Origin of the sequence: Pseudomonas sp. PS1(2021) (genome assembly GCF_020405165.1) — a bacterium.
Lineage (GTDB): Bacteria > Pseudomonadota > Gammaproteobacteria > Pseudomonadales > Pseudomonadaceae > Pseudomonas > Pseudomonas aeruginosa.
Window position 1 is genome coordinate 1,928,283 of the sequence record NZ_CP084484.1, and the last position, 23,828, is coordinate 1,952,110.

Consider the following 23,828-nt stretch of genomic DNA (forward strand, 5'->3'; position numbering starts at 1 on the left):
CGCTATTGGCAGCAGGCGGAGGCGCGCTGCGGGCGGCCGTCCATGTCGCGCAGGCGCGCGGCGTCGGCTTGCAGCCAGTCGCCGTTGGCCCGCAGGGTCACTTGCAGGACTTCGTGGATCCAGGCCGGCAGCGCAGGGTTCAGGCGGTAATACACCCACTGGCCCTGGCGACGGTCGAGGAGCAGCCCGGCACTGCGCAACTGGGCCAGGTGGCGGCTGATCTTCGGCTGGCTGTCGGCGAGGGCGCACATCAGTTCGCAGACGCACAGTTCGCCCTGGTCGACGATCAGCAGGGTGGCGCGAACGCGCGTCTCGTCGGCCAGGCACTTGAACACTTCGGCGGGGCTGGGCATCGCTGGGCCTTCCTAAATATATGGAAAGCCGAATATACGGATATCCGCATGTATTGCAAGCGCCCCCGATCCTGCCGGCTAGCGGCGGGCGGCCTGGACTTCCTCGCTCGGCGTGCGCCCGAAGTAGCGCTTGAACTCGCGGCTGAACTGCGAGGGGCTCTCGTAGCCGACCTGGTTGGCGGCGGTACTGGCGTTCAGCCCGTCCTGCACCATCAGGCTCCAGGCCTTGTACAGGCGCACGCTCTTCAGGTACTGGAGGGGCGAGGTGAAGGTCATTGCCTTGAAGTTGTGGTGGAAGGTCGACACGCTCATGTTCGCCTCGCGAGCCAGGGTGTCGATGTCCAGCGCACTGGCGTAGTCGGTGTGGATGCGCCGCAGGGCCCTGGCCATGCGCCCGTAGCCGCTGTGCCGGCCGGCCACCGCACGTAGGGCGTTGCCCTGCTCGCTGCGCAGGGCGCGGAAGATGATCTCGCGGACCAGTTGCGGGCCGAGGATATGGCTGTCCAGCGGGCTCTGCAGGCAACGCAGCAGGCGCATCACCGCATCGGCCATGCCCGCGTCCAGCGGTACCGAAGCCATCGGCGCGCTGGGCGCGAGTTCGTTGTCGTCGTCGCTGCCGGGAGCCTCTTCCATCTGTAGCAGCAGTTCCTTCAAGGTGCCGATTTCCACGTCGACGCTCACTCCCAGCAAGGGCTCGACGGCGGAGGCGTGGGTTTCGCATTCGAACGGCAGGGGCACCGACATCACCAGGTAGCGTTCGGCGTCGTAGCGGTAGGTTTCGCCACCGAGGAAACCGATCTTCTGGCCCTGGGCGAGGATGCAGATGCGCGGTTCGTAGAACACCGGGCTGCGCGGATAGGCCTGTTCGGCGCGCATCAGGCGGACGCCGGGGATGCGGGTGGCGTCGAAACCCGGTTCGCCTTGCAGGGTGGCGATCAGCGACGCCATGTCGGTGGAAGTAGTGCTCATGCCTTGGCTGTTTCTCCAGGAGGGGAGGCAAACGTAGCAACCCCGCGCGCGCCTGGGCAGTGGCGGCACGCAACATCGGCACGAATGGGCAAGGCTTCGACAGGAATGGACATTCTGCGGCGGCGCCCATCCGGCGAACAATTGCCCCCCGAACGGACCGCCGCCAGCAAGCCGTCGCGGCCCGCCATCCTGCGCAGAGGACACACCGATGACCCTACAGATCCGCGGCTACGCCGCCCAGTCCGCCAGCGCCCCGCTGGCCGCCCATCGCTTCGAACGCCGCGCGCCGCGCGCCGACGACCTGGTGATCGACATCCTCTACTGCGGCGTCTGCCACTCGGACCTCCATCAGGCGCGCAACGAATGGCACAACAGCCTGTACCCGCTGGTGCCGGGCCACGAGATCATCGGCCGGGTCGCCAGCGTCGGCGAGGCGGTGAGCGGGTTCGCGGTCGGCGAACTGGTCGGCGTCGGCTGCATGGTCGACTCCTGCCGGCACTGCGCCGCCTGCGCCGAGGGCCTGGAGCAGTATTGCGCGGAATACCCGACCCTGACCTACAACGGCCGCGACCGCCACGACGGCCTGCCAACCTTCGGCGGCTACTCGGAGCGCATCGTGGTCTCCTCCAGGTTCGTCCTGCGCATTCCCCAGGGGCTCGACCCGAAGGCGGCGGCGCCGCTGCTGTGCGCCGGGATCACGTCCTACTCGCCACTGCGTCACTGGAAGATCGGCCCCGGTAGCCGGGTGGCGGTGGTCGGCCTGGGCGGCCTCGGTCACATGGGCCTGAAGTTCGCCAGGGCGCTCGGTGCCGAGGTGGCCCTGTTCACCCGCTCGCCGGCCAAGGAGGAGGAAGCGCGGCGGCTCGGCGCCGACCAGGTGATCCTTTCCACCGACCCACAGCGGATGGCCGCCGTCGCCGGGCGCTTCGACCTGATTCTGGACACCGTGCCGCACCAGCACGACCTCAATCCCTACCTGGCGACCCTCAAGCGCGACGGCACCCTCGTACTGGTCGGCCTGCTCGAGCCGCTGGAGCCGGCGGTGCACGGTGCGCAACTGGTGATGGGACGCCGCTCGATCGCCGGCTCGGCCATCGGCGGCATCGCCGAGACCCAGGAAATGCTGGATTTCTGCGCGACCCACGGGATCGCCTGCGACATCGAGATGATCGAGATCCAGCAGATCAACCAGGCCTACGAGCGGATGCTGGCCAGCGACGTGAAGTATCGCTTCGTGATCGACATGGCCTCCCTGCCGAAGTCCTTCTGAGACGGGCCGTCGGCGCCGGCGGGCTCAGCAGCCCTCGGCGTCGACCAGGAAGGTCTCGAAGCGCACGCTTTTCGCCCCCAGCCGCCAGACGCCCGCGCTCAGCGGGCCTTGCGCGTCCTCCCGGGCCTGCCAGGCGCGTTCGCAGTCCTCGCGTGAACGCCAGCAGGTGTAGTTCAGCACGTGCTGGCCGTCCTCGCTGGGGTGCAGGCTGGCGGACAGGTAGCCCGGGCAGTTCCTGAAGCAGCGTTCCAGGCGTTGCAGGTGCGCGTTCTGTTCCAGCGCCAGCGACAACTGGCTGGCGGGTTCCACCTCGATATCGATGAGTTGCGCGTAGCACGGCGACCGCTCGCTAGCGGCCGGGCACTGGTCGTCGGTGCAGCAGTAGGAGGAGGGGATGAGCATGGCGGGTTACTCCGGGTGACTTGTGTCGAGGGCCGGCCCAGGGTAAAACCTCAAGCAAACTTGAGGTCAAGCCAATCATGAAGAATTCCTGCGCATCCCGCGAACTGAGCGTCGGTGAACTGGCCAGGCGTGCCGGCGTGGCGGTCTCCGCCCTGCATTTCTACGAAACCAAGGGGCTGATCAGCAGCCAGCGCAACGCCGGCAACCAGCGGCGCTTCAGTCGCGAGACGCTACGCCGGGTGGTGGTGATCAAGGTCGCCCAGCGGGTCGGCATTCCCCTCGCGGAGATCGCTCGCGCCCTGCAGACCCTGCCGGCCGGGCGCAGCCCTAGCGCGGCGGACTGGGCGCGCCTGTCGGCGCAGTGGAAGGAGGATCTCACCGAGCGCATCGACAAGCTGCTGCTGTTGCGCGACCAACTGGACGGCTGCATCGGTTGCGGCTGCCTGTCGCTCCAGGCCTGCCCGTTGCGCAACCCCGGCGACCAGCTGTCCGCCGAGGGGCCGGGAGCGCACTGGCTGGACGCCGAGGGCCGCGAGCACGACGGCTAGGCGGCGGTCAGCCGTGGTGCTCGCGGTCGGCGACGGCTGGGCTGTCCTGCAGGTTGTCCGGCGGGATCGCCAGGGCGCGTAGCGATCCGGCCATGATGTCGCTGAAGGTGGGCGCCGAGACCAGGCCGCCGAAGTAGCCGATCCTGGTCGGCGAATCGATCATCACCGCCAGCACCAGTTGCGGGTCGGACGCCGGCGCCATGCCGACGAACAGCGAACGGTAGGACTTGTCCGCGTAGCCCCGGCCCGAGGCCTTGCGCGCGGTGCCGCTCTTGCCCGCCACGTGGTAGCCCGGCACGCGGGCGCGGACCACGCCCTTCGGGTCTTCCACCACGGTTTGCAGCATCGCCCGGATGCGCCGTGCGATCTGCGGGTCCATCGCCTGGCGCACCTGGTTCTGCGGGTTGTCGCGGAGCAGGCTGAGCGGCACCAGCTTGCCGTCGTTGGCGAACACCGAGTAGGCCTGGGCCAGCTCGGCGGTGTTCACCGCCAGGCTGTAGCCGAACGACATGCTGGCGGTGGCGATGTTCGACCATTTCTCGTGGAACGGCAGGTAGCCCGGGTTCTCGCCGGGGAAGCCCAGCGACAGCGGCGCGCCGAAACCGACCCGGCCGAGCTGTTCGAGGATCGGCTTGGGTCCGATCTGCAGGGCGACCTTGCTCATGCCGATGTTCGAGGAGTTGATCAGCACCCCGGTCATGGTCAGTACGTCGCGCCGGGCGACGTCGTGGATGGTGTGCCCGTCGATGGTCATCCAGCCCGGTGCCACGCTGACTTGGCTGTTCTCGTCGAACTTGCCGGAGGCCAGCGCCGCCGACATGCTGAACGGCTTGATCACCGAGCCCGGCTCGAAGGTATCGGTGAGGGTGCGGTTGCGCATGAAGGCCGGGGCGAAGCTGGCGCGGTTGTTCGGGTTGTAGGAGGGGAAGTTGGCCATCGCCAGGATCTGCCCGCTCTTCGGGTTCACCAGGACCGCCGAGCCGGAGTGCGCACCGAACTTGAGCACGGCCTTTTCCAGCGCCTTGTAGGCGATGAACTGTAGTCGCAGGTCGATGCTCAGGGCCACGTCCTGGCTGGCCTTGGGGGTCTTCAGCACCTTGATGCTGTTGACCAGCGAGCCGCGCGGGTTGATCGCCACCTCGCGTACCCCGTCCTTGCCGCTCAGCCAGTCGTTGAAGCCCAGTTCGGTGCCTTCCTGGCCGCGGCCGTCGATGTTGACCAGGCCGATCAACTGCGCGGTCAGCTCGGAACTGGGGTAGAAACGCTTGTATTCCTTGATCTGGTGTACCCCCGTTATGCCCAGGGCCATCACCTCGCTGGCCTCGATCGGCGACAGGCCGCGCTCGAGGTAGAGGAAGCGCTTGTTCGGGTTGGCCTGGAGCTGGGCCAGCAGCGGCGCCGCGGGGCGGTGCAGGGCCCCGGCCAGGCGCGGCACCTCGTCGAGGTGGTCGGCCATTTCCTTGGGGTTGCACCAGATCGACGCGACTTCGGTGGATACCGCCAGCGGCTCGCCGTTGCGGTCGGTGATCATGCCGCGGGTGACCGGGATCGGCAGGTCGCGGATCGAGCGGAGGTCGCCCTGGTCGGCGAGGAATTCGTGGTCGTGGACCTGGAGATAGACCAACCGTCCGGAGACGGCCAGGGAGGCGAGGACGAACAGGGTGACGACAAGGATGAAGCGGTAGTTTCGGCGTTGGCTGCTCATGCAAGGGCACACTGGGGAAGAGGGAGAGCGGAAGCCCGTCCGGGGCAGCGCTGAAACATCCTGTTGCAGTTGGCAACTGTACCGCCATCCGCCACCTGCCGGTCAAGCCCTTTGCCGCCGTCTAGAGCAGCAGGCGCATCGCGCAGCGGCTGTCGGCGGCGAAGCCGATCTCCTGCTCGTGGCCGAGGATCGCGCGCAGGCGCTCGCCGGCTTCCTGCCAGGTCAGCCGCTGGAAGCCCAGGCGTGCGTAGAACGGCGCGTTCCAGGGCACGTCGCAGAAGGTCGTCAGGGTCAGCGCCCGGCAGTGGCTGGCGTGGGCGTAGGTCACCGCGCGCTCCAGCAGGCGGCGGCCCAGGCCCTGTTGCTGGTGGGCCTGGGCGATGGATAACTCGGCGATGTGCAACTCGTCGGCGCAGCGTTCGGCGGCGAGGAAGCCGACCGGCTGGCCATCGGCGTCTTCCGCCAGCCAGTGGCTGCCGCGCTCGATCAGGCGGCGATGGAAGTCCACCCCGGCGACCCCGGCGTCGGCGATCCAGGCCAGCTCGGGCAGCAGGCGGAAGCTTTCCCCGGCTGAGCGCTCGATGGCCGGGAGCAGCGCGGCGTCCTCGTCGCGGCTGGTTCTGATGCGGTAGTCCATTGGCTTTTCACTCCATGAGCAGGCCGTCGAGCAGCACGTCCAGGGCCTGGCAGGCCCTGGCCAGGCTCTCCGGCGGGTGTTCGGCGTTGGCGATACGCAGGGCGGCGTCCACCAGCGCGCCGTTGAGCAACCAGGCCAGGGCCTCGGCGTCGGTGCGGCGGACCCGCCCGCTGTCCATCAGTTCGCGCAGTTGCCCGGTCATCGAGCTTAGGCAGCGCAGTTGGCTGGCCTCGCTGCTGGGGCTGCCGAGGATGGCCGGGGCATCGCGCAGGACGATGCGCTGGATTTCCGCTTCCAGGGCCATTTCCAGGTAGGCCCGGTTGTAGGCACGGAAGCCGCTCCAGAGGTCCTCGCCGGCAGCCAGGATGGCGCCGAGGCGAAGGTTCATCTCGTCGTCGATCTGCTGCACCACCGCGGCCAGCAGGCCTTTCTTGTCGCCGAAGTGGTGATACAGCGCGCCGCGGGTGAGGCCGGCGCTGGCGGTCAGTTCGTCCATCGAGGCGCCGGCGTAGCCGTTGTCGGCGAACGCTCGGCGCGCGGCGTCGATCAGCTTGGCGCGGGTTTCCTCGATCATCTCGGCGCGAGGCTTGCGGGCCATGCGAGGTCTCCGGGTGGCGAAGGGGCTTCAGGATAATTGACATACGCTGCGTATGTCTCCATGATTTTTGACATACGCAGCGTATGTGAATTTCGTCTTCTCCCGTCGTCGCCGGTTCCGCTGGAGCCGGCCAGCCGAGGCTTTCCATGAGCAACCCCTATCTCGAACTGTTCGCCGCGCCCGGCGCCAAGGGCTTTTCAGCCGCCGGCCTGCTGGCGCGGATGCCCCTGTCGATGACCGGCCTGGGCATCGTCACCATGCTTTCCCAGGTGCATGCCGACTATTGGCTGGCCGGTACCGTGGCGGCCACCTTCGTGTTCTGCAATGCCTTGCTCGCGCCGCAGGTATCGCGCCTGGTGGACCGCTTCGGCCAGGGCCGGGTGCTGCTCCCGGCCGCGCTGGCCAGCGCCCTGGCGATGAGCGCGCTGTTGCTGTGTACGCACTATCGAGCGCCGAATGCCTGGCTCTACCTGTTCGCCTTGCTCGCCGGGGCGATGCCGAGCATGCCGGCCATGGTGCGGGCGCGCTGGACCGAGCTGTACCGGGGCTCGCCGAAGCTGCACACGGCGTTTTCCTTCGAATCGGTGATGGACGAGGTGTGCTACATCATCGGGCCGGTGCTGGCGGTGAGCCTCAGCGTCGGCTGGTTCGCCGAGGCGGGGCCGCTGCTGGCGACGCTGTTCCTGGTCGCCGGGGTGAGCCTGTTCAGCCTGCAACGCGGCACCGAACCGCCGCTGCATGCCCATCCGCGGCGCCGCGCCGGCAGCGCGCTGGCCTATCCGGCGGTACGCGTGCTGGCGCTGGTGCTGGCCGCCATCGGGGTGATCTTCGGCGCGGTGGAAGTGGTCAGCGTGGCCTTCGCCGAGGCGCACGGCAACAAGGCTGCGGCAAGCCTGGTGTTGTCGGTCTATGCCGTCGGCTCATGTCTCGCGGGATTGCTGTTCGGGCTGCTGCGCTGGCGCCTGGCGCTTTCCCGGCAACTGCTCTGCATGGTTACGCTGATGGCCCTGAGCCTGATGCCGCTGCTAGGGGTGGAGAGCCTCCTCGCGCTTGCCCTGACCGTGCTGGTGGCCGGTTTCAGCGTGGCGCCGACGATGATCCTGGCCATGGGCCTGGTCGAGCGCGCGGTGGACCCGGCGCGCCTCACCGAAGGCCTGACCTGGGCCATCACCGGGCTGGGCATCGGCATGGCCCTGGGCTCGGCGCTGGCCGGTTGGGTGGTGGAGGGCTACGGCGCCGCCAGCGGTTTCCTCGTCGCGGTCGGCGCCGGCTGGCTGGCCTGGCTGCTGGCCCTGGCCTGCTTCCGGGTGCTGGCTCAGGACGAGGCCGGCGACTGCGCGGTGTCCGGCTGAGCCGGGAAGGCGTATTCGCGTTCGACCCGGGCGATCCGCGCGCTGAAACCGGCGTACCAGTCGCGCCGGCCGCGCGCTTGGGCGTCGCGGTGCTCCGCGTGGCGGCTCCAGGCACGGATCGCCGCCTCGCTGTCCCAGTAGGAGACGGTGATGCCGAAACCGTCGGCGCCGCGGGCCGACTCCACGCCGAGATAGCCCGGCTGGCGGCTGGCCAGTTCCAGCATGCGCTCGGCCGCTTCGGCGTAGCCGTCGTCGACGGCGCTGCGGCTGGAGCTGAAGATCACTGCGTAATAGGGCGTAGGGCCGCGCCGCGGGCGGTCGCGGCGCTGCGTCCGGCACGCCTCGACGAATGCCTTCGGCAGTGGTGGCAGGACGCCGGCCAGGGCTGCCCGCTCGGGTTGGAACAGGGTGGCGACGAAGAACGGATGCTGTTCCAGCTCCACCGCGCGGATCGCCCCGTCGGCGCTCCAGGCGCTGGCCCGCAGTGCGCCGCCGGTAAGTTCCGCGGCGAAGCGCGGGGCGATTGCGTAGCGGCAGTGGTAGTCCGCCTCGATCCAGTTAGCGGCATACGCCAGGGCCAGGCGCGAGCCGCGCAGCAGGCGGACTTCCTCGCGGGCTTCGAGCAGGGCGCAGGGCAGGGCGGCGATCACCGCCTGGTCGCTGTGCGGATGCTCCTCGCCATGGGTCGCCGCCTGCCAGCCGAGGGCGTTGCGGGCGAACTCGAGGATCGTGTGCTGGAAGCCGGCGCAGGTACCGAGGAACGGCCGGCGCCGGCCCCGGGCATGGGCGATCAGGCGCAGCACCGCGTCGGCGTCGCGATAGGGGCTGCCCGGCACGCACCAGAACCCGTCATAGCGCTCCAGCGCCGGTTCGGCGGGCAGGCGGTCGCTGGCCAGCCAGTCGAATGCGATCTCCAGGCCGAGTGCCTCGCCGGCCAGGCGCAGGGCCAGGGGAATCGCCCGGTGGGCGGTGATGTGCGGGTCGTGGTCGCCGACCAGGGCAATGCGCAGCGGCGCCGCGGGAGGGGTGGACATCCGTTTTCGCTCCAGTTTCGCCACGCCGGTTGGCGGGCCCTGGCGCTCACTCTATAGTTGCGTTTCCGCACTCGATATCGGCGCCAATGCAAAAGATGAATGCACCGCTGCAATATCGCCTGGACCATGCCGATCTTGCCCTGGTCCTCGCCCTGGTTCGCGGCGGCAGCCTGGCGCGGACCGCGGAGTTGCTCAGGGTCGATGTGTCGACGGTCTTCCGGGCCATCCGCCGGCTGGAGAAGAACCTCGGCAAGGCGTTGTTCGACAAGAGCCGCAGCGGCTACCTGGCGAACCAGACCGCCCGCCGCCTGGCGCAGCAGGCGGAACTGGCGGAACAGGCGCTGGAGGCGGCGCGCATCGGCCTCGAACTGGAGCGCGAGGTGCTCAGCGGTACCGTGCGCCTGACCTGCTCCGACGCCGTCCTGCATGGCCTGCTGCTGCCGGCGCTGGCGCGCTTCATGCCTGGCTATCCGGCCCTGCAACTGGAGCTGGCGACCTCCAACGACTTCGCCAACCTCAGCCGGCGCGACGCCGACATCGCCCTGCGCATGACCCGCACGCCGCCGGAACACCTGGTCGGGCGCAACCTCGGCGAGGTGCGCTACGTGCTCTGCGCCAGCGAACGCTACCTGGAGGGCCGCGACGCGACGGAGCCCGCCATGCTGCACTGGATCGCCCCGGACGATTTCCTTCCCGACCACCCGAGCGTGGTCTGGCGTCGTCGACACTACCCCGGGGTGCTGCCGGCCTATCGCTGCAACGGCGTGCTGGCGGTAGCCGAGATGGCCCGCGCCGGCCTCGGCCTGGCGGCGATCCCCGCCTACCTGCTACGCGACGGCGACGGCCTGCGGGTACTGGACGCCGACCTCGAGGGCTGCGCCAGCGCCCTGTGGCTGCTGACCCGTCCGGACTGCCGGGCGTTGCGCTCGGTGGTCGCGTTGTTCGACGAGCTGGGGCGGCATGTGCGCTTGGGCGATGAGTGAAGGGGGAGGGCCGTGCCCGGTACGGCGCGCTCCCGCTCCCGCTCCCCAACCCTCTCCCGCGAGCGGGAGAGGGGCTGGAATGGCGTTTCGCCAGAGGCCTGGCGCTCAGCCGCGATCCACCGCGGCCGGTCCTGGCGGCGGAATGTCGCCCACCGCCGCCGCGCCGGTGTCCTTGCGCAGGCGCTTGACCTCGTCGACGCTAACGCTTGGCGCCTGGTTGCCCCAACTGGTGCGGATGAAGTTGACCACGTCGGCGATCTCCTGGTCGTTCATCCGCCAGCCGAACGGCGGCATGGTGAAGCTCGACGGTGCCTGGTGGGTGGCCGGCAGGGTGCCGCCCTTGAGCACGATGTGCACCAGGGAGGTCGGGTCGCTGCCGGTCACCACCGGGTTGCCGGCCAGGGCCGGGAAGACCCGCGCATAGCCCTTGCCGTCGGTGCGGTGGCAGGCCCCGCAGTTGTCGACGTAGAGCGCCGCGCCGGTCTTGCTGTCGTCGCCGTGGAACAGTGCCTGGGCCACGCTCTCGTCGTAGACGTGCGGCTGGTCGGCGGGGTCCGCCGGTGGCAGCGACTTGAGGTAGCGGGCGATGGCGGTGAGGTCGGCGTCGGTCATGTACTGCATGCTGTGCACCACCACGTCGGACATGCCGCCGAACACCGCGCTGCGCTCGCTGCGGCCGGTGCGCAGGAAGCTGACCAGGTCGGCTTCGCTCCAACTGCCCAGTCCGGTCCGGTGGTCGCCGCGCAGGCTCTTGGCGATCCAGTTCTCCAGCGGCGCGCTGCCGGACAGGTAGGCCGCGCCATCGCTCGCCGCCAGGGCCTTCTCCTGCATGCCCAGCCCACGCGGGGTATGGCAGGCGCCACAGTGGCCGAGGCCTTCGACCAGGTAGGCGCCGCGCGCCAGCACCGGGTCCTGCCCGGCGGTGGCCTGGAAGTCCTTCACCTCGGGAGCGAAGGTCCAGCGCCAGAATGCCAGCGGCCAGCGCATCGACAGCGGCCAGGGGATGTCGCTGGCCTTGTTGGGCTGCTCCACCGGCTCCACGCCATGCATGAAGTAGGCGTAGAGGGCGCGCATGTCCGCTTCGCTGACTCGCGCGTAGGACGGGTAGGGCATCGCCGGGTAGAGGGTGTCGCCGGACCTGGCCACGCCGTGGCGCACGGCGCGGTCGAAGTCCTCGAAGCTGTAGTCGCCGATGCCGGTCTTGCGGTCCGGGGTGATGTTGGTCGAGTACACCGCGCCGATCGGCGTTTCCATCGGCAGGCCCCCGGCGAACGGCTTGCCGTCCTTGGCGGTGTGGCAGGCCACGCAATCGCCGGCGCGGGCCAGGTATTCGCCCTGCCTGACCAGGGCCGGGTCCGGCGCTGCGGCGGCCTGGGCGATGCCGCAGGCGAAGGCGGAGAGGGCGAGGAAGGCTGTCGGTTTCATCGTTGCGCTCCTCATGCCTGCACCAGCGGACCGGGGTTCTTCAGGTATTGCTCGCGGATCGCCTTGGCCGACCAGTAGGCCAGCGCCGCCACCAGCCCTGTGGGGTTGTAGCCGGTGCCCTGGGGGAAGGCCGAGGCGCCCATGACGAAGACGTTGTGCACGTCCCAGCTCTGCAGGTAGCGGTTGAGCACGCTGGTCTTCGGATCGCTGCCCATGATCGCCCCGCCGAGCAGGTGGGTGGTCTGGTAGACCCGTGTATTGAAGTGGTCGCCGAAGTTCTTGACGCTCACCGAGATGGCCTTCGGGTTCATCGCCTCGGCGATCTTGCGCATGTGCTCGGTGACGTAGCGGCTCATGCGGATCTCGTTGTCCTTCCAGTCGAAGGTCATGCGCAGCAGCGGCTGGCCGTAGGCGTCCTTGTAGGTCGGGTCGAGGTCGAGGTAGTTGTCGCGGTAGGTCATGTTGCTGCCGTGGGCGTCCATCGACACGGTGTGCGTGTAGGCGTCCTTGACCGCCTGTTTCCAGCCGCTGCCCCAGCTCGGCGTGCCGGGCGGCACGGCGAGGCCGCCGATCGGCTTGGAGCCGGCCTGGTTGACCCACATCGGCGAGCCGCCGACGAAGCCCAGCGGTCCGTGGTCGAAGTTGTCGGCGTTGAAGTCGTCCACCGCCACGCCGCCGCCGCCGGTGCCGACGAAGGGGTTGGTATGCACGTCCTTGTCGAAGAACGCCTTGATGGTGGCCATGTTCTGGTAGGCGAAGTTCTTCCCCACCACGCCCTCGCCGGTGCGCGGGTCATAGGGCTTGCCGATGCCGGAGAGCAGCAGCAGGCGCACGTTGTGGAACTGGAAGGCGCTGATGATCACCAGCTTCGCCGGCTGCACGATCTCGCGCCCCTGGGCGTCGACGTAGGTCACGCCGGTGGCTTGCCTGCCGTCGCTGTCGAGGTTGACCTTGAGCACGTTGCAGTTGGCGCGCAGTTCGAACAGCGGGGTCTGGCGCAGCGCCGGGAGGATGTTCAGGTTCGGCGAGGCCTTGGAATACATGTAGCAGGCGTAGCCGCTGCAGAAGCCGCAGAAGTTGCACGGCCCCATCTGCACCCCGTAGGGGTTGGTCCAGGGCCCCGAAGCGTTGGCCGCCGGCAGGTCGTAGGGGTGCAGGCCGAGTTCCTCGGCGGCCTTGCGGAACAGTTGCGCGGAGTACACCTGGCGCAGTGCCGGCAGCGGGAAGTCGTCCGAGCGGTCGGCGGCGAACGGATTGCCCTTGCCGACCACCTGGCCCTTGACCGTATGCGCGGTGCCGGAGGTGCCGAAGACCTTCTCGGCGAAATCGAAGTGCGGTTCCAGCTCTTCGTAGCTGACCCCGTAGTCCTGGATGGTCATGCCTTCGGGGATGAACTGCTTGCCGTAGCGTTCCTCGTAATGGCTGCGCAGGCGCAGTTCCTCGGGCATGATCCGGAAATGCACGCCGGACCAGTGCAGGCCGGCGCCACCGACGCCGTCGCCGGGAAGGAAGGCGGAGAGCTGGCGGTAGGGCAGCGCGGTGTCGTTGATCCCGTGGCGGATGCTCACGGTGCTCTTGGAGAGATTCTGGAACAGCTTGCCGCGGGTGTTGTAGGTCAGCTCGTCGAGGGTGTTCGGGTAGGCGCCGTCGGGATAGGTATCGCGGTTCTCGCCGCGCTCCAGCGCCACCACGTTGAGCCCGGCCTCGGTCAGCTCCTTGGCCAGGATCGCTCCGGTCCAGCCGAAGCCGACCACCACCGCGTCCACCGGTTTGAGTGTCGTCGCCATGTTCAGCCCCTCTCGCCGGAAATCGCCACCGGCGGGAAGGGATACTTCTCGCCACGGTCGGCCCAGTCCATGAAGTCGGCGCGGGCGCCGGGGAAACCGACCAGCTTCCAGCCCACCAGGCCGCGATTGCCGCCGTGCTGCGGATCGGAGAAGAAGCCTTCGCGGGTGTTCTGCAGCAACTGGCCGAAGAGCAGCTTGGCCGGCAGGTCCTGCAGGTCGATCTGGCCGGCTTCCAGGCGTTGCAGGATGTCGTCCTGCGCCGATGGCTCCAGCTCGGCGAACGGCTTGCCCTGGTTGGCCTTGCTCCAGCGTTCCAGGGCGGCGATGCCGACCCGGTAGATGTCGCGTGGCACCAGCTTCAACTGATGGCCGAACTCCGGCGCGGCGTCGGTGACGAACGGCCCCTGCATGTACCAGAGGGCGCCGTGCCCGTAGGGGGTTTCCAGCTGTCGGTCGATGAACTCCGGCACCCCGGCCTCGATGGCGCCGGGGCCGTTGTCGTCGCTGGGGATCAGTCGCGCCACCGCGGCGTTGACGAAAGTCCATTCGGCGCTGGTGAAGAAGCGAGGCTGGTAGCGTTCGCGGGGTTTGTCCTGCTCGGCGGCGGGCGTCTGCACGGCATGGCCGACGCCATAGCCGGCCAGGGTCACCGCCGGGATCACGGTCAGGGTCTTGCGCAGGAAGTCGCGGCGGCCGTTGACGGCCTTGTCATCGGGCATGGTGGGGTCCTCTCTGGATCATCACGGTTTCGTCTTTCTGATAATGATTAGCAGGCTAATTATAAGTTCATGTGTCACGCTGAAAAAACGTTTCAGCAAGGAGCCAGGCGGGCCAATACCGGCAAGTGAAGCAGAACGGCGCGCCGGGCGTCGGCCCGGCGCGGCCTTCAGGCGCCTCGCCGTCGCGCCCAGGCCGAAGGATTGACCAGGTTCAGCGGCCGCTCGCCGGCGAGGGCGGCCAGCAGGTTGTCCACCGCGCAGCGGGCCATGGCTTCGCGGGTTTCCTCGGTGGCCGAGCCGATGTGCGGGGTGGCCACCACGTTCGGCAGGCGCAGCAGCGGCGAGTCGGGAGACAGCGGCTCGCGCTCGAACACGTCGAGGCCGGCGGCGCGGATCCGCCGCTGGGCCAGGGCCTCGATCAGGGCCGCCTCGTCGACCACCCGGCCACGGGAGATGTTGATGAAGATCGCCTGCGGGCGCATCCGGGCGAACTGCGCGGCACCGATCAGGCCTTCGGTGGCGGCGGTCAGCGGCAGGGTCAGGCAGACGAAGTCGGATTCCTCGAGCAGCGCGTCGAGGGGGCGGTAGCTCGCTGCGTAGCGTTCTTCGACGTGGGGCTTCGGGCTATGGCTGTGGTACAGCACGCGCATGCCGAAGCCGTGGTGCCCGCGCCGGGCCAGGGCCTCGCCGATGCGGCCCATGCCGACGATACCGAGGGTCTTGCCATGCACGTCGGTACCGAACTGGGCGGCGCCGACGCTCTTCTTCCATTCCCCGGCGCGCACCCAGCCGGCCAGTTCCACTACCCGCCGGGCTGTCGCCAGGATCAGCGCGAAGCCGGTGTCGGCGGTGGTCTCGGTGAGCACGTCGGGGGTATTGCTGAGGAGGATGCCGCGGCGGTCGAGGTAGTCGATGTCATAGTTGTCGACGCCCACCGAGACGCTGGCGATGGCTTCCAGTCGCGGTGCCAGGTCGAGCAGTCCGGCGTCCAGGCGCAGGCTGGCGCCGAGCAGGCCGTGGGCCTCGGGCAGGGCATCGCGCAGGCGGGCCAGGCCGTCGCGGCCGGGCTCCTCGACCAGGAGCACCTCGACCCGTTCGCGCAGGCGTTCCATCAGGGGCGCGGAGAGACGTTTGTAGAGAACCACTTTCTTCATCGGATGCTCCGGAGTCGGTCAGGGGTGGGCCGGCGCCGCCCGCCGCGAGGCGTGCGCGCGAGCGGCATCGGGCTCGCGCTTGTCGGCGTGCGGGTTGAGGAACACGGTGAGCAGCACCGACAGCAGCAGCGCTCCGCTCATGAACAGATAGGAAGCCCCGGGCCCGCCGGTGATGCCGTTCAGGTAGCCGACCAGCCAGGAGCCGGAGAACGAGCCCAGCGCACCCATGCTGTTGATCAGCGCCATGGCGCCGCCGGCGACGTTGGCCGGGAGGACTTCCGGGACGATGGCGAAGAACGGTCCGTAGGGCGCGTACATGCAGGCCCCGGCCAGCACCAGCAGGGCGTAGGACAGCCAGAAGTGCTCGCTGCCGAGGGCGTAGGAACCGTAGAAGGCGATGGACGCGATGAGCAGCGGCGGCCAGACGAAACGCTTGCGTTTCTGCAACCGGTCCGAGGCCCAGGACACCCCGAGCATGGCGATCACCGCCGCCAGGTAGGGCAGCGCCGACAGCCAGCCGGCTTCGATGATGTCGATGTTGGCGCCGTGCTTGAGGATCGACGGCAACCAGAGGACGAAGCCGTAGACGCCGATGCTCCAGCAGAAATACTGCAGCGAGAGGACGATGACCTTTGGCGAACGGAACGCCTCGCGGTAGTTCTTCACCGGCTTGATGCCCTGCTGCTCGGCGGCCAGGGCGTCTTCCAGGGCGCGTTTTTCCGAGCCGCTCAGCCAGGCGGCCTGGCGCGGGCGGTCATCCACCAGGCGCCACCAGATGAAGGCCCAGATCACCGCCGGCAGGCCTTCGATGATGAACATCCAGCGCCAGCTGAAATGCTCCACCAGGTAGCCGGAGACCACCGACATCCAGAGGATGGTCACCGGGTTGCCGAGGATCAGGAAGGTGTTCGCCCGCGAGCGCTCGGCGCGGGTGAACCAGTGGCAGAGGTAGACCAGCATCGCTGGCATCACCGCCGCCTCGACCACGCCGAGGAGGAAGCGGATGCCGATCAGCAGGTAGACGTTGGCGACCATCCCGGTCAGGGTGGCCAGCCCGCCCCAGAGGATCAGGCTGACGAAGATCAGCTTCTTGACGCTGCGCTTTTCCGCGTAGATCGCCCCCGGCACCTGGAAGAAGAAGTAACCGAGGAAGAACAGCGCGCCCAGCAGCGAGGACAGCCCGGGGGTGATCCGCAGGTCGTCGGCCATCCCGGAGGCGGCGGCGAAGCCGTAGTTGGCGCGGTCCAGGTAGGCCAGGCTGTAGGTGACGAAAACGATCGGCATGATGTACCACCAGCGGCTGCTGGCGAGGCGAGGCATGGTCATGGTCGGGTATCTCCTGAGCTTGTCTTGTTCTTGTCGCAACAGGTGCCGCGTGGGCGGCGGGTTCAGGCGCTCTTGCGGCGCTCGCGGTCGAGCAGTTGGCTGCGTTTCGGCAGCCCCTCCATGTCGCCGCGGACTTGTACCGCGCGGCTGCCGATCCAGTTGCCGCGCGCCACCGCGTCGGGCAGCGGCAGGCCTTCCAGCAGCGCGCTGACCACCCCGACCGCGAAGCCGTCGCCGGCGCCCACGGTGTCCACCACGGTCGCCACCGGTACGCCGGGGACCAGCCCTTCGCCGTGGGCATCGCGATAGTAGGCGCCGCTCGGGCCGAGCTTGATCGCCACCGCGTCGACGCCCATGTCCAGGTAGAACGCGGCGATATCCGCGGGTTCCTGCCAGCCGCTGAGCAGGCGGCCTTCCTCCAGGCCCGGCAGGACCCAGTGGGCATGCGCGGCGAGGGCGTTGATCTCGGCGATCATGCGGCGCTCGCTGGGCCACAGCGAGGGCCGCAGGTTGGGGTCGAAGGACAGGCTGGCGCCCTTGCCGCGCATGCGCCGCATCAGTTCGTGGGACAGTTCGCAGGCACTCGCCGAGAGTGCCGGCGGAATGCCGGTGGCGTGCAGGTGGCGGGCGCCGAGCATTTCTTCGCGGATGTGGGCGAGGCCCAGCCGGCTGGCCGCCGAGCCGCGGCGGAAGTACTCGACCCGCGGGTCGGCGCCATCGACCTCGCGGGACTTCATCTGGAACCCGGTGGGCGCTTGCGCGTCGACCTCGACGAAGCGGCAGTCGAGACCCTCGCGGGTCAGGCTGTCGAGTACGAAACGGCCGAGCGAGTCGTCGCCGACCCGGCTCAGCCAGGCCACCGCGAAGCCGAGGCGGGCGAGGCCGATGGCGACGTTGCTGTCGGCGCCGGCGATGCGCTTGCCGAACTGCTCGACACGGTCCAGTTCGCCGGGCTGTTCGGCGACGAACATGGCCATGGTCTCGCCGAAGCAGAGGATCTCGAAGTCAGCCATGCTGGCGTTCCTCCTGGGGATGGCCGAGGCGGGCGAGGGCGGCGATGTGCCGGCGGCTGAGACTGAGCAGGTCGTCGCCCTGCAGCGGGTATTCGATGGCCCGCGCCACGCCTTCCGGAAAATGCTGCAACAGACGCTGCCAGTACTGCAGGTCGGCGGCCGACGGCGGCACCGCGACCAGCTTGCCGTCGCGGTTGCGGATCACCGCCTTGCAGTGCACGTAGCCGACGTAGCGGCCCAGGCGCAGGGCGGCATCGTCCACCGCCTGCTCCTGCCAGCGCCAGTTGCCGATGTCGAAGGTCATCGCCAGGTCCAGTTGCTGGCGCTCGGCGAGGCGGAAGAAGCGTTCCAGCACCTCGATCCGGCCACCCTGGGGCGTCTGGTCGTTCTCCACCAGCAGTTGCAAGCCGTGGCGCGCCAGGCGCCGGGCGAGGGCGGCGAGGTCGGGCTGTTCCGGCAGATGACCGAGCGAGACCTTGAGCCATCCGGCTCCGCAGGCTTCGGCGCGGCGCAGGGTCGGCTCCAGCTCGGGGTTCAACTGGCCGTCTTCGCGCCACAGCTCGAGGGGCGAGGAGAACACGCATTCCAGCCCCTGCAACTGGATGGCGGCGGTCAGCGCCTCGGTATCCGGCGGGCCGGCGAAGAGTTCCTCGCGCAGTTCCACGCGCTGCGCGCCGGCCATCCCCAGCAGGGGCAGGAAGCTGGCCTGGCCGCGACTGCGAACGAGGTCCGCGCCGTAGCTGGAAAGACTGATGGAGACAGGGTGAAGGGACATTGGCGATCCTCTGAAACCGGTTTCATTTCAGGCCGTGCGAAAGCCGCCGGCAACGCGCCGGCGGCAGGCCGCTAGCCGCGTGGATGGGTCGAGCCGCGAACGATCAGTTGCGCCGGGAAGGTCACCCGGCGCGCCGGCTCGCGGTCGCCTTCGAGTCGCGCCAGAAGGCGCTCGAAGGCGGTGCGGCCGATTTCGTCGGTGGGTTGGGCGAGGGCGGTGATGCCGCTGCCCACCAGCGGGTACCAGTCGAGTTCGTCTAGGGCCAGCAGGCCGACCTCGTCGAACAGCCGGCAGCCGAGGTCGCGCAGTTGGCGGGTGGCGCAGAGGGTGGCGACGCCGTTGCAGGTGAACAGCGCCTTCGGCCCGGGGCCGCTGGCCGAAAGGAAGGCGCGCAGGCCGTCGCGGAAGAAGTCGTCGGTCTGCAGGACCTGGCCCTTGAGCGCCGGTCGCCGGCCGATGGAGGCATTGAAGGCCTGGACCCGCTCGATCCGCGAGCTGGTGCCGTCGAGCGGTTCGGTGACCAGCAGGATGTCGCGGAAGCCGCGTTGTTGAAGGTGGTCCAGGGCCTGTTCGACGGCGTCGGCGTTGTCCAGGCCGACCAGGTCGGTATCCAGCTCGGCCAACTGGCGGTCCACCAGCACCATCGGCAGTTCGCGGTGCAGGGCGCGCAGTTCGCCGGGATGGTGGCCGAGGGTATTCACGATCAGTCCTTCGACGTTGTAGGACTGCAGGGCGGCCAGGTGATGACGTTCCTGCTCGTCGTCGCGGTCGGTATTGCACACCACCAGGCTGTAGCCGTGTTCGCGGCAGGCGGTTTCCACGCCATGCATGACGGCTACGGAGTAGGGGTTGAGGATGTCCGCCACCAGCATTCCGATCAGCCGTGTGCGCCCGCGCTTGAGGCCTCGGGCCATCTGGTTGGGGCGGTAGTCGAGCTGGTCGATGGCGCGCTCGATGCGCCGGGCGGTGGCATCGGCGAGCAACTGGCGGTCGCCGCCGATATAGCGCGACACGCTGGCCTTGGAGACGCCGGCGGCCTCGGCCACCTGGTTGATGGTGACGCGGCCACGGCTGGGCAGTACTGAACCATTCACGGACCTGGTACCTCTTGGTGCTGTTCTTATTGGTGTGTCCGGCTGGTCTTCGCCAGCGGATGCCAGGAGCTGAAACCGGTTTCAGAAAATACCAGAAGGCCGATGCCCGTCAACGGAAAAAAACGCCTACCGAGGGTCGGCCAGGCATGACAGCCAGGAGGCTGTTCATGAAAAACGAATAATCGTTTCGCATGATGGCTTTCGATTATTAATGTCGAATGGGATGAATGTGCCGTATCTCCATAAATAAAAAGGAAGTTTGTCCAATACTTGAGAAACTACTTTAAGAGTGGTTTGTCGGTAGAAAGCGATCAATCAGGCGGGGCTCGCTGACATGAAAGCACCCGGCCGACCGTCTGAAGCAGTTCTCACTTATCGGAAAACGAAGGTGGCGCGCTGAAACTTATGCGCGCCTGGCGGTCTTTAACGACGACCTGACCGCCCGGTCGCGTCATCACGCTCACCGATCGTTGCGGGTCCTGTCGAATGCCGCCGTTCCGTCGCAGCAGGATTTTTTCGACAAGACCCGTCCGGACCCACTTCCCGGCTAAGGAATGACAGGATGAGCGCCGCCCTGGAGCGATTGAATCATCTGAACCTGAATCACTTGTATGCCTTCGTCGCCGTCGCCGAACACAACAGCTTCACCGCCGCGGCGGAGGCCCTGGGCTTGTCGAAATCGCTACTCAGCGAGCAGTTGCGACGCCTGGAGGCCGACCTCGGGATCCAGTTGCTGACCCGTACCACCCGTCGCATGACCCTTACCGATCGCGGCGAACTGCTGTTCGGCGTGGCCCAGCGCATGCTCGGCGAGCTGGACGGCGCGCTCTCCGATGTGCGCGACCTGCAGGGCGAGCCCAGCGGCCGGCTGCGCATCACCGCGCCGCAGGATTTCGTCAAATGGCACATCAGCAGCGTTTCCGCGGCGTTCATCCGGCAGTTTCCCAAGGTCCAGGTGGAAATGCTGGCCGACGACCAGTTCAGCGATCTGGTCGGCCAGCGCATCGACCTCGCGGTGCGTATCGGCTGGCCGCGCGATTCCGGCCTGCATGCCAGCAAGCTGTGCGACTTCCAGCAGGTTGCCGTGGCGACGCCGGGAGACCTCGCCGGCTTGTCGCCGGTGCTCCAGCCGCACGACCTGGCGCGCTGCGAATGGATCGGCCATACCCGCCTGAGCACGCCCTGGACCTGGACCTTCGAACGCCAGCGCGAGCGTGCCACGGTACAGACCCGAGGGCGCCTGCTGGCGAACAACACCCTGGCGGTGTACCGCCTGGTGCTCGACGGTGCCGGCGTCAGCGTGCTGCCGAGCTTCCTGGTGGCCCGCGAGATCGCCCGCGGGCGGCTGGTCCGGCTGCTACCTGGCTGGCACCTGCCGCAGGGCGGCATCTACGCCCTGTACCCCTCGGCGCGCTACATGCCGGTGCGGGTCAGGGCGTTCATCGAGTCGCTGCGCGAGCATCTCGGTCGCGAGCCGTTCCGCCTGGCGCAGGGCGAATGACGCCGGGCATCCGTGCCTGGGGGTAGGGCGAATAACGCCACAGGCGTTATTCGCCGCCGACGTCACGGATAGGCGGCGGATAACCGCGAGCGGTTATTCGCCTTACGGCCCCAGGCTGCCCAGGTAGCCGGCGAGCGCCTGGATGTCGCTATCCTCCAGGCCGCCGGCGACCGCGCGCATGGTCGCGCTGTTGCCGCGCTTGCCGTCGCGGAAGCCGTGCAACTGGGTTGCCAGGTATTCCGCCCATTGCCCGGCCAGGCGCGGCGCCTTCAGCGCCGCCAGGCCCTGGGCGGCGGGGCCGTGGCAGGTGACGCAGGGCGGTACGCCGCGCTGCGCCAGGCCGCCCTCGAAGAGCTGGCGACCGCGTTCGCGTTGCGCCGGGTCGGCCAGGGTCTGCTCGCCGGCACTCATGCGCTGGGCGGCGAACCAGGCGGAGACGTTGACCACGTCCGCCGCGCTCAGCTCCTCGCCGCGACCGTTGGTGGCCGGGTTGCGCCGGCGCTGGGTCTTGAGGTCGTAGATCTGCTTGTACAGGTATTCCCGGTCGAGCCCGGCGAGCTTCGGGTAGCTGCGGTTCGGTCGTGGCCCGCCGTTGCCGTCGTCGTCGTGGCAGCGCGAGCACATTTTCTGCGCCATCGCCTTGCCGCGCGCCAGGTCGGCCGGCGCGTCCGGGCCCGGCACGGCGGCGGCCAGCGGCAGGGAAAGCAGGGCCGAGAGGCAGCCGGCCAGCCAGCGTTTACGCTCAGTCATGCTGCCAGGGCCCCCGTAGCCAGCCGTGGATGTCGTAGTCGGCCATGCAGCGCTGGACCATCGCCTCGCAGTAGGCCAGGTGCCCGCGACGGCTGGCCCAGGCCAGCGAGTCGAGGCGGATCTGCTCGGCATTGCCGGAATAATGGCTCTCATAGACCGCGTGGCGCGCGCCGAACTCGCTGCCGGTGGCGTCCCAGATCAGCTTGAACAGCTTCAGGCGCTGCTCCGGCTCCAGCTCGGCACCGCGGTAGTAGCTGTCCACCAGCCGCCGCGCCTCGCCGTCGCGCAGGTCGGCGGCGCCCGAGACGGTGACCAGCGGGGCGCCGCCGAGGGCGCTTTCCAGCAACTCGCGGACACGCTTCCAGATCTGCGGCACCTGGATGCGCAGGGCATTGGCGTACTCCAGGCGCGGCACCGCCGAACCGGCGGCGTTGCGCTCCGGGTCGCGGGCCATGGCGGTGGTCAGCGCCTGCAGCAGGTGCTGCAGGGCGATCAGCTCGCCGAGGGCCGCCTGTATCCCGCGGAAGCCCTGGGTGCCATTGGCGCGCACGCCGAGGGAAAGCAGGCCGATCATCAGTTCCAGCTTCACCCCGAGGCGGATGCCGGACTGGAAGTTGTACAGGTTGGCGAAGCCCGACTCGGCATAGAAGCCGGTGGCGCGGCGCAGGTCGCGGTAGACCAGGACGTCCTCCCAGGGAATCAGCGCCTTGTCGAACAGCAGCACGCTGTCGTTCTCGTCGAAACGACTGGACAGCGGGTAGTCGAAGGGGCTGCTCGCGCGCTCCTCGTAGGATGGCCGGCACATCAGGCGCAGGCCGGGGTTGTCCATGCGGGCGAAGAACACAACGGCGAAGTCCTCGGCCTTGCCGGCCTCCATCTGCGCCGAGGCGACCGGGGCGACGAAGGTGGCGTTGGTGATGGCGCTGCCGGTGGCGAGCATCTTCGCCCCGCTGACGACGATGCCCTGGTCGGTCTCGCGTTCGACATGGACGAACACGTCGCGCATCTCGTGGATCGCCTTGCTGCGGTCCAGCGGCGGATTGATGATCGCATGGTTGAGGAACAGCCCGCGGTCGGCGAAGGCGCGGTGCCAGGCGCAGGCGTTCTGCCGGTAGTCGCCGTAGAAGCCGGCGCCGGCCTCCAGCCCGGACATGAACGCCGCCTTGTAGTCCGGGGTACGCCCCATGAAGCCGTAGGTCATGCGCGACCAGCAGCCGATCGCCTCGCGCGCGCCGAGCAGGTCCTCGGCGTTCTGCGCGGGGGTGAAGAAGCGGTGGCTGCGGCGGCCCTGGGCATCGACCCGGGTGAGGACGTCGCGCTGCTCGCCGTGGAGGCCGTCGTAGAGCCCGGCGATGCTGCGGCAGGCGTTGCGGAACGCCCTGTGCCGGGTGACGTCGGCGACCCGTTCGCCGTTGAGGTAGACCTGGCGACCGTCGCGCAGGCTGTCGAGATAGTCGGCGCCGGTCATCAGCGCGTTGGGGACGGAATGGCTCATGCTGGTTCCTTGTCGGGACACCGGCCGTGGCGCGCACGGCCGGCGGGGCGGTCAGTCGCGCTGCAGGTGCGGGTTGCGCAGCGCCGGCTCGGCGTGGATATGCACCCGCCGCAGGTGGCGCGGCGCGCGGTGGGCGAAGGCCTCGCGACCGTGCAACAGGGTCAGGTTGTCGGCGATCACCAGGTCGTCGCTGCGCCAGCGGTGGGCGTAGTGCGCCTGTGGGTGGTACAGGCAGCGGCGCAGGCTGGCGAGCAGTTCACCGCGCTGTTCCGGGGCGATGCCGTCGTAGTGGAACTCGGAGGGGTTGATGAAGCTGGCGTCGCCCTCGACCGGCGGTTCGCAGAAACGCAGGATGGGGAATTCGCGGCGCGGGTGGCGCTCGACTATCGGCGCCGCCGAGCGGCTGCTGTAGTGCGCCGCGCTGCGCTGGTACCGGCCGCCGGCGCGGCGCCAGAGTTCCAGCTCGCTACTGTCGGCCAGTTGCAGCGCCGCCGGGGTCGAGCTGAAGGTGGTGCGGCCGCCGTCGCTGTCGCCGGGCGCGTCGACACAGTGGAACACCTGGAATTCCGGCACCGTCTCCAGGTACATGCCGTCCCAGTGCAGCGGCACGTAGTTGTTGGCGAAGATGTGGTCCTCGGCGCCTTCCTGTTCCACCAGCTCGAGCACCGCGCCGAACGGCCACAGCATGACTTCGCCGAAGTCGTGGCAGTAGCGGGTCAGGCTCTCGGCGTCGGCGAAGGCGGCGAAGCCGCGCAGGAGCAGCAGGTGGTGGCTGCGCGCCAGGCCCTTGAGCCACTGCGCCGGCAGCTCGCCGACGTGCATGCCGGGGCGGCCGGGCTCCAGCAGCAGGCCGAAGCGCGGCTGGTTGCCCTGTTCGTCGCGCAGCGGCGAGAGACGTACCGGTTGATCGCTGAGATAGGCGTTCATCGTCTGGCTCC

The 23,828-nt window shown here is 68.7% G+C and carries 23 protein-coding genes; 5 read left to right on the plus strand and 18 right to left on the minus strand.

All coding sequences use genetic code 11. The features are described 5' to 3' along the window. Positions 1–2: 2 nt before the first annotated feature. Together LE197_RS08980 and LE197_RS08985 are read right to left on the minus strand one after the other, a co-directional pair. Positions 3–353 carry a metalloregulator ArsR/SmtB family transcription factor gene (locus tag LE197_RS08980; RefSeq protein ID WP_003089312.1) on the minus strand — a complete coding sequence of 117 codons (351 nt, stop codon included), beginning with the start codon at positions 351–353 and terminating at the stop codon, positions 3–5. A gap of 78 nt (positions 354–431) precedes the next feature. Next, a complete protein-coding gene (locus LE197_RS08985; protein WP_031692974.1) occupies positions 432–1,322 on the minus strand; it encodes an AraC family transcriptional regulator in 891 nt (296 codons plus the stop codon). 208 nt (positions 1,323–1,530) lie between these two features. On the opposite strand from LE197_RS08985, the gene LE197_RS08990 reads away from it, so the two are divergent. After that, positions 1,531–2,592, plus strand: coding sequence for an NAD(P)-dependent alcohol dehydrogenase (locus tag LE197_RS08990; RefSeq protein ID WP_031692975.1), 1,062 nt, complete (start codon positions 1,531–1,533; stop codon positions 2,590–2,592). Between the two features lie 24 nt (positions 2,593–2,616). Here the strand turns inward: LE197_RS08990 and pumA are convergent, their stop codons facing one another. Further along, a complete protein-coding gene (pumA, locus tag LE197_RS08995) occupies positions 2,617–2,994 on the minus strand; it encodes a monooxygenase PumA (protein ID WP_003089304.1) in 378 nt (125 codons plus the stop codon). A gap of 77 nt (positions 2,995–3,071) precedes the next feature. Between pumA and soxR the strand changes: the two genes are divergently transcribed. Next, the gene (soxR, locus tag LE197_RS09000; protein ID WP_003089301.1) at positions 3,072–3,542 is read left to right on the plus strand and encodes a redox-sensitive transcriptional activator SoxR; all 471 of its coding nucleotides are present in this window, start codon (positions 3,072–3,074) and stop codon (positions 3,540–3,542) included. 7 nt (positions 3,543–3,549) lie between these two features. Here the strand turns inward: soxR and LE197_RS09005 are convergent, their stop codons facing one another. The 3 genes from LE197_RS09005 to LE197_RS09015 form a co-directional block, all read right to left on the minus strand. Continuing rightward, positions 3,550–5,247, minus strand: a complete 1,698-nt coding sequence (locus tag LE197_RS09005; RefSeq protein WP_031692976.1) for a peptidoglycan D,D-transpeptidase FtsI family protein — start codon at positions 5,245–5,247, stop codon at positions 3,550–3,552. 121 nt (positions 5,248–5,368) lie between these two features. Beyond that, positions 5,369–5,884 carry a GNAT family N-acetyltransferase gene (locus tag LE197_RS09010; RefSeq protein ID WP_003139434.1) on the minus strand — a complete coding sequence of 172 codons (516 nt, stop codon included), beginning with the start codon at positions 5,882–5,884 and terminating at the stop codon, positions 5,369–5,371. A 7-nt stretch (positions 5,885–5,891) separates the two neighbouring features. Beyond that, complete coding sequence (locus tag LE197_RS09015; RefSeq protein ID WP_003113746.1) at positions 5,892–6,482, minus strand: TetR/AcrR family transcriptional regulator; 591 nt, start codon at positions 6,480–6,482, stop codon at positions 5,892–5,894. A gap of 146 nt (positions 6,483–6,628) precedes the next feature. On the opposite strand from LE197_RS09015, the gene LE197_RS09020 reads away from it, so the two are divergent. Beyond that, complete coding sequence (locus tag LE197_RS09020) at positions 6,629–7,834, plus strand: MFS transporter (protein WP_023084265.1); 1,206 nt, start codon at positions 6,629–6,631, stop codon at positions 7,832–7,834. Here LE197_RS09020 and LE197_RS09025 read toward each other — a convergent pair. Next, the gene (locus tag LE197_RS09025; protein WP_031692977.1) at positions 7,798–8,868 is read right to left on the minus strand and encodes an antibiotic biosynthesis monooxygenase; all 1,071 of its coding nucleotides are present in this window, start codon (positions 8,866–8,868) and stop codon (positions 7,798–7,800) included. The two genes, LE197_RS09020 and LE197_RS09025, sit on opposite strands and share 37 nt — an antisense overlap. Before the next feature lie 86 nt (positions 8,869–8,954). Here LE197_RS09025 and LE197_RS09030 point away from each other — a divergent pair, with 86 nt between their 5' ends. Further along, entirely contained in the window at positions 8,955–9,851 is an 897-nt protein-coding gene (locus LE197_RS09030; RefSeq protein WP_226033979.1) for a LysR family transcriptional regulator, read from the plus strand. A 105-nt stretch (positions 9,852–9,956) separates the two neighbouring features. Here the strand turns inward: LE197_RS09030 and LE197_RS09035 are convergent, their stop codons facing one another. The 8 genes from LE197_RS09035 to ptxS form a co-directional block, all read right to left on the minus strand. Beyond that, positions 9,957–11,276 carry a cytochrome c gene (locus LE197_RS09035; protein WP_031692978.1) on the minus strand — a complete coding sequence of 440 codons (1,320 nt, stop codon included), beginning with the start codon at positions 11,274–11,276 and terminating at the stop codon, positions 9,957–9,959. Positions 11,277–11,287: 11 nt separating this feature from the next. Further along, a complete protein-coding gene (locus tag LE197_RS09040; RefSeq protein WP_023125963.1) occupies positions 11,288–13,063 on the minus strand; it encodes a GMC family oxidoreductase in 1,776 nt (591 codons plus the stop codon). Positions 13,064–13,065: 2 nt separating this feature from the next. After that, positions 13,066–13,782, minus strand: coding sequence for a gluconate 2-dehydrogenase subunit 3 family protein (locus LE197_RS09045; RefSeq protein ID WP_058135101.1), 717 nt, complete (start codon positions 13,780–13,782; stop codon positions 13,066–13,068). A 167-nt stretch (positions 13,783–13,949) separates the two neighbouring features. Beyond that, positions 13,950–14,936: a 2-hydroxyacid dehydrogenase gene (locus LE197_RS09050; protein WP_003120140.1), complete on the minus strand. Its 987-nt coding sequence runs from the start codon at positions 14,934–14,936 to the stop codon at positions 13,950–13,952. Between the two features lie 18 nt (positions 14,937–14,954). Beyond that, the gene (locus tag LE197_RS09055; RefSeq protein ID WP_003110744.1) at positions 14,955–16,262 is read right to left on the minus strand and encodes an MFS transporter; all 1,308 of its coding nucleotides are present in this window, start codon (positions 16,260–16,262) and stop codon (positions 14,955–14,957) included. Positions 16,263–16,324: 62 nt separating this feature from the next. Next, complete coding sequence (locus LE197_RS09060; RefSeq protein WP_003110743.1) at positions 16,325–17,275, minus strand: sugar kinase; 951 nt, start codon at positions 17,273–17,275, stop codon at positions 16,325–16,327. Then, entirely contained in the window at positions 17,268–18,050 is a 783-nt protein-coding gene (locus LE197_RS09065; protein WP_003110742.1) for a TIM barrel protein, read from the minus strand. Before LE197_RS09065 ends, LE197_RS09060 begins: the two co-directional genes overlap by 8 nt. Before the next feature lie 71 nt (positions 18,051–18,121). Continuing rightward, the gene (ptxS, locus tag LE197_RS09070) at positions 18,122–19,144 is read right to left on the minus strand and encodes a transcriptional regulator PtxS (protein ID WP_003089268.1); all 1,023 of its coding nucleotides are present in this window, start codon (positions 19,142–19,144) and stop codon (positions 18,122–18,124) included. A gap of 562 nt (positions 19,145–19,706) precedes the next feature. Between ptxS and ptxR the strand changes: the two genes are divergently transcribed. Next, positions 19,707–20,645, plus strand: a complete 939-nt coding sequence (ptxR, locus tag LE197_RS09075; protein ID WP_226033980.1) for an HTH-type transcriptional regulator PtxR — start codon at positions 19,707–19,709, stop codon at positions 20,643–20,645. A gap of 102 nt (positions 20,646–20,747) precedes the next feature. Here ptxR and pvcD read toward each other — a convergent pair whose 3' ends face one another. Genes pvcD through pvcB form a run of 3 tightly spaced genes read right to left on the minus strand, consistent with a single transcriptional unit; the run spans position 20,748 to position 23,817 of the window. Next, positions 20,748–21,395, minus strand: coding sequence for a paerucumarin biosynthesis heme-binding protein PvcD (pvcD, locus tag LE197_RS09080; RefSeq protein WP_023091798.1), 648 nt, complete (start codon positions 21,393–21,395; stop codon positions 20,748–20,750). Beyond that, positions 21,388–22,890: a paerucumarin biosynthesis protein PvcC gene (gene pvcC / locus LE197_RS09085; RefSeq protein WP_003089259.1), complete on the minus strand. Its 1,503-nt coding sequence runs from the start codon at positions 22,888–22,890 to the stop codon at positions 21,388–21,390. The genes pvcD and pvcC overlap by 8 nt, the downstream gene beginning before the upstream one ends. A 51-nt stretch (positions 22,891–22,941) precedes the next feature. Next, complete coding sequence (gene pvcB / locus LE197_RS09090) at positions 22,942–23,817, minus strand: paerucumarin biosynthesis oxygenase PvcB (protein ID WP_031632928.1); 876 nt, start codon at positions 23,815–23,817, stop codon at positions 22,942–22,944. Between the last annotated feature and the right edge of the window lie 11 nt (positions 23,818–23,828).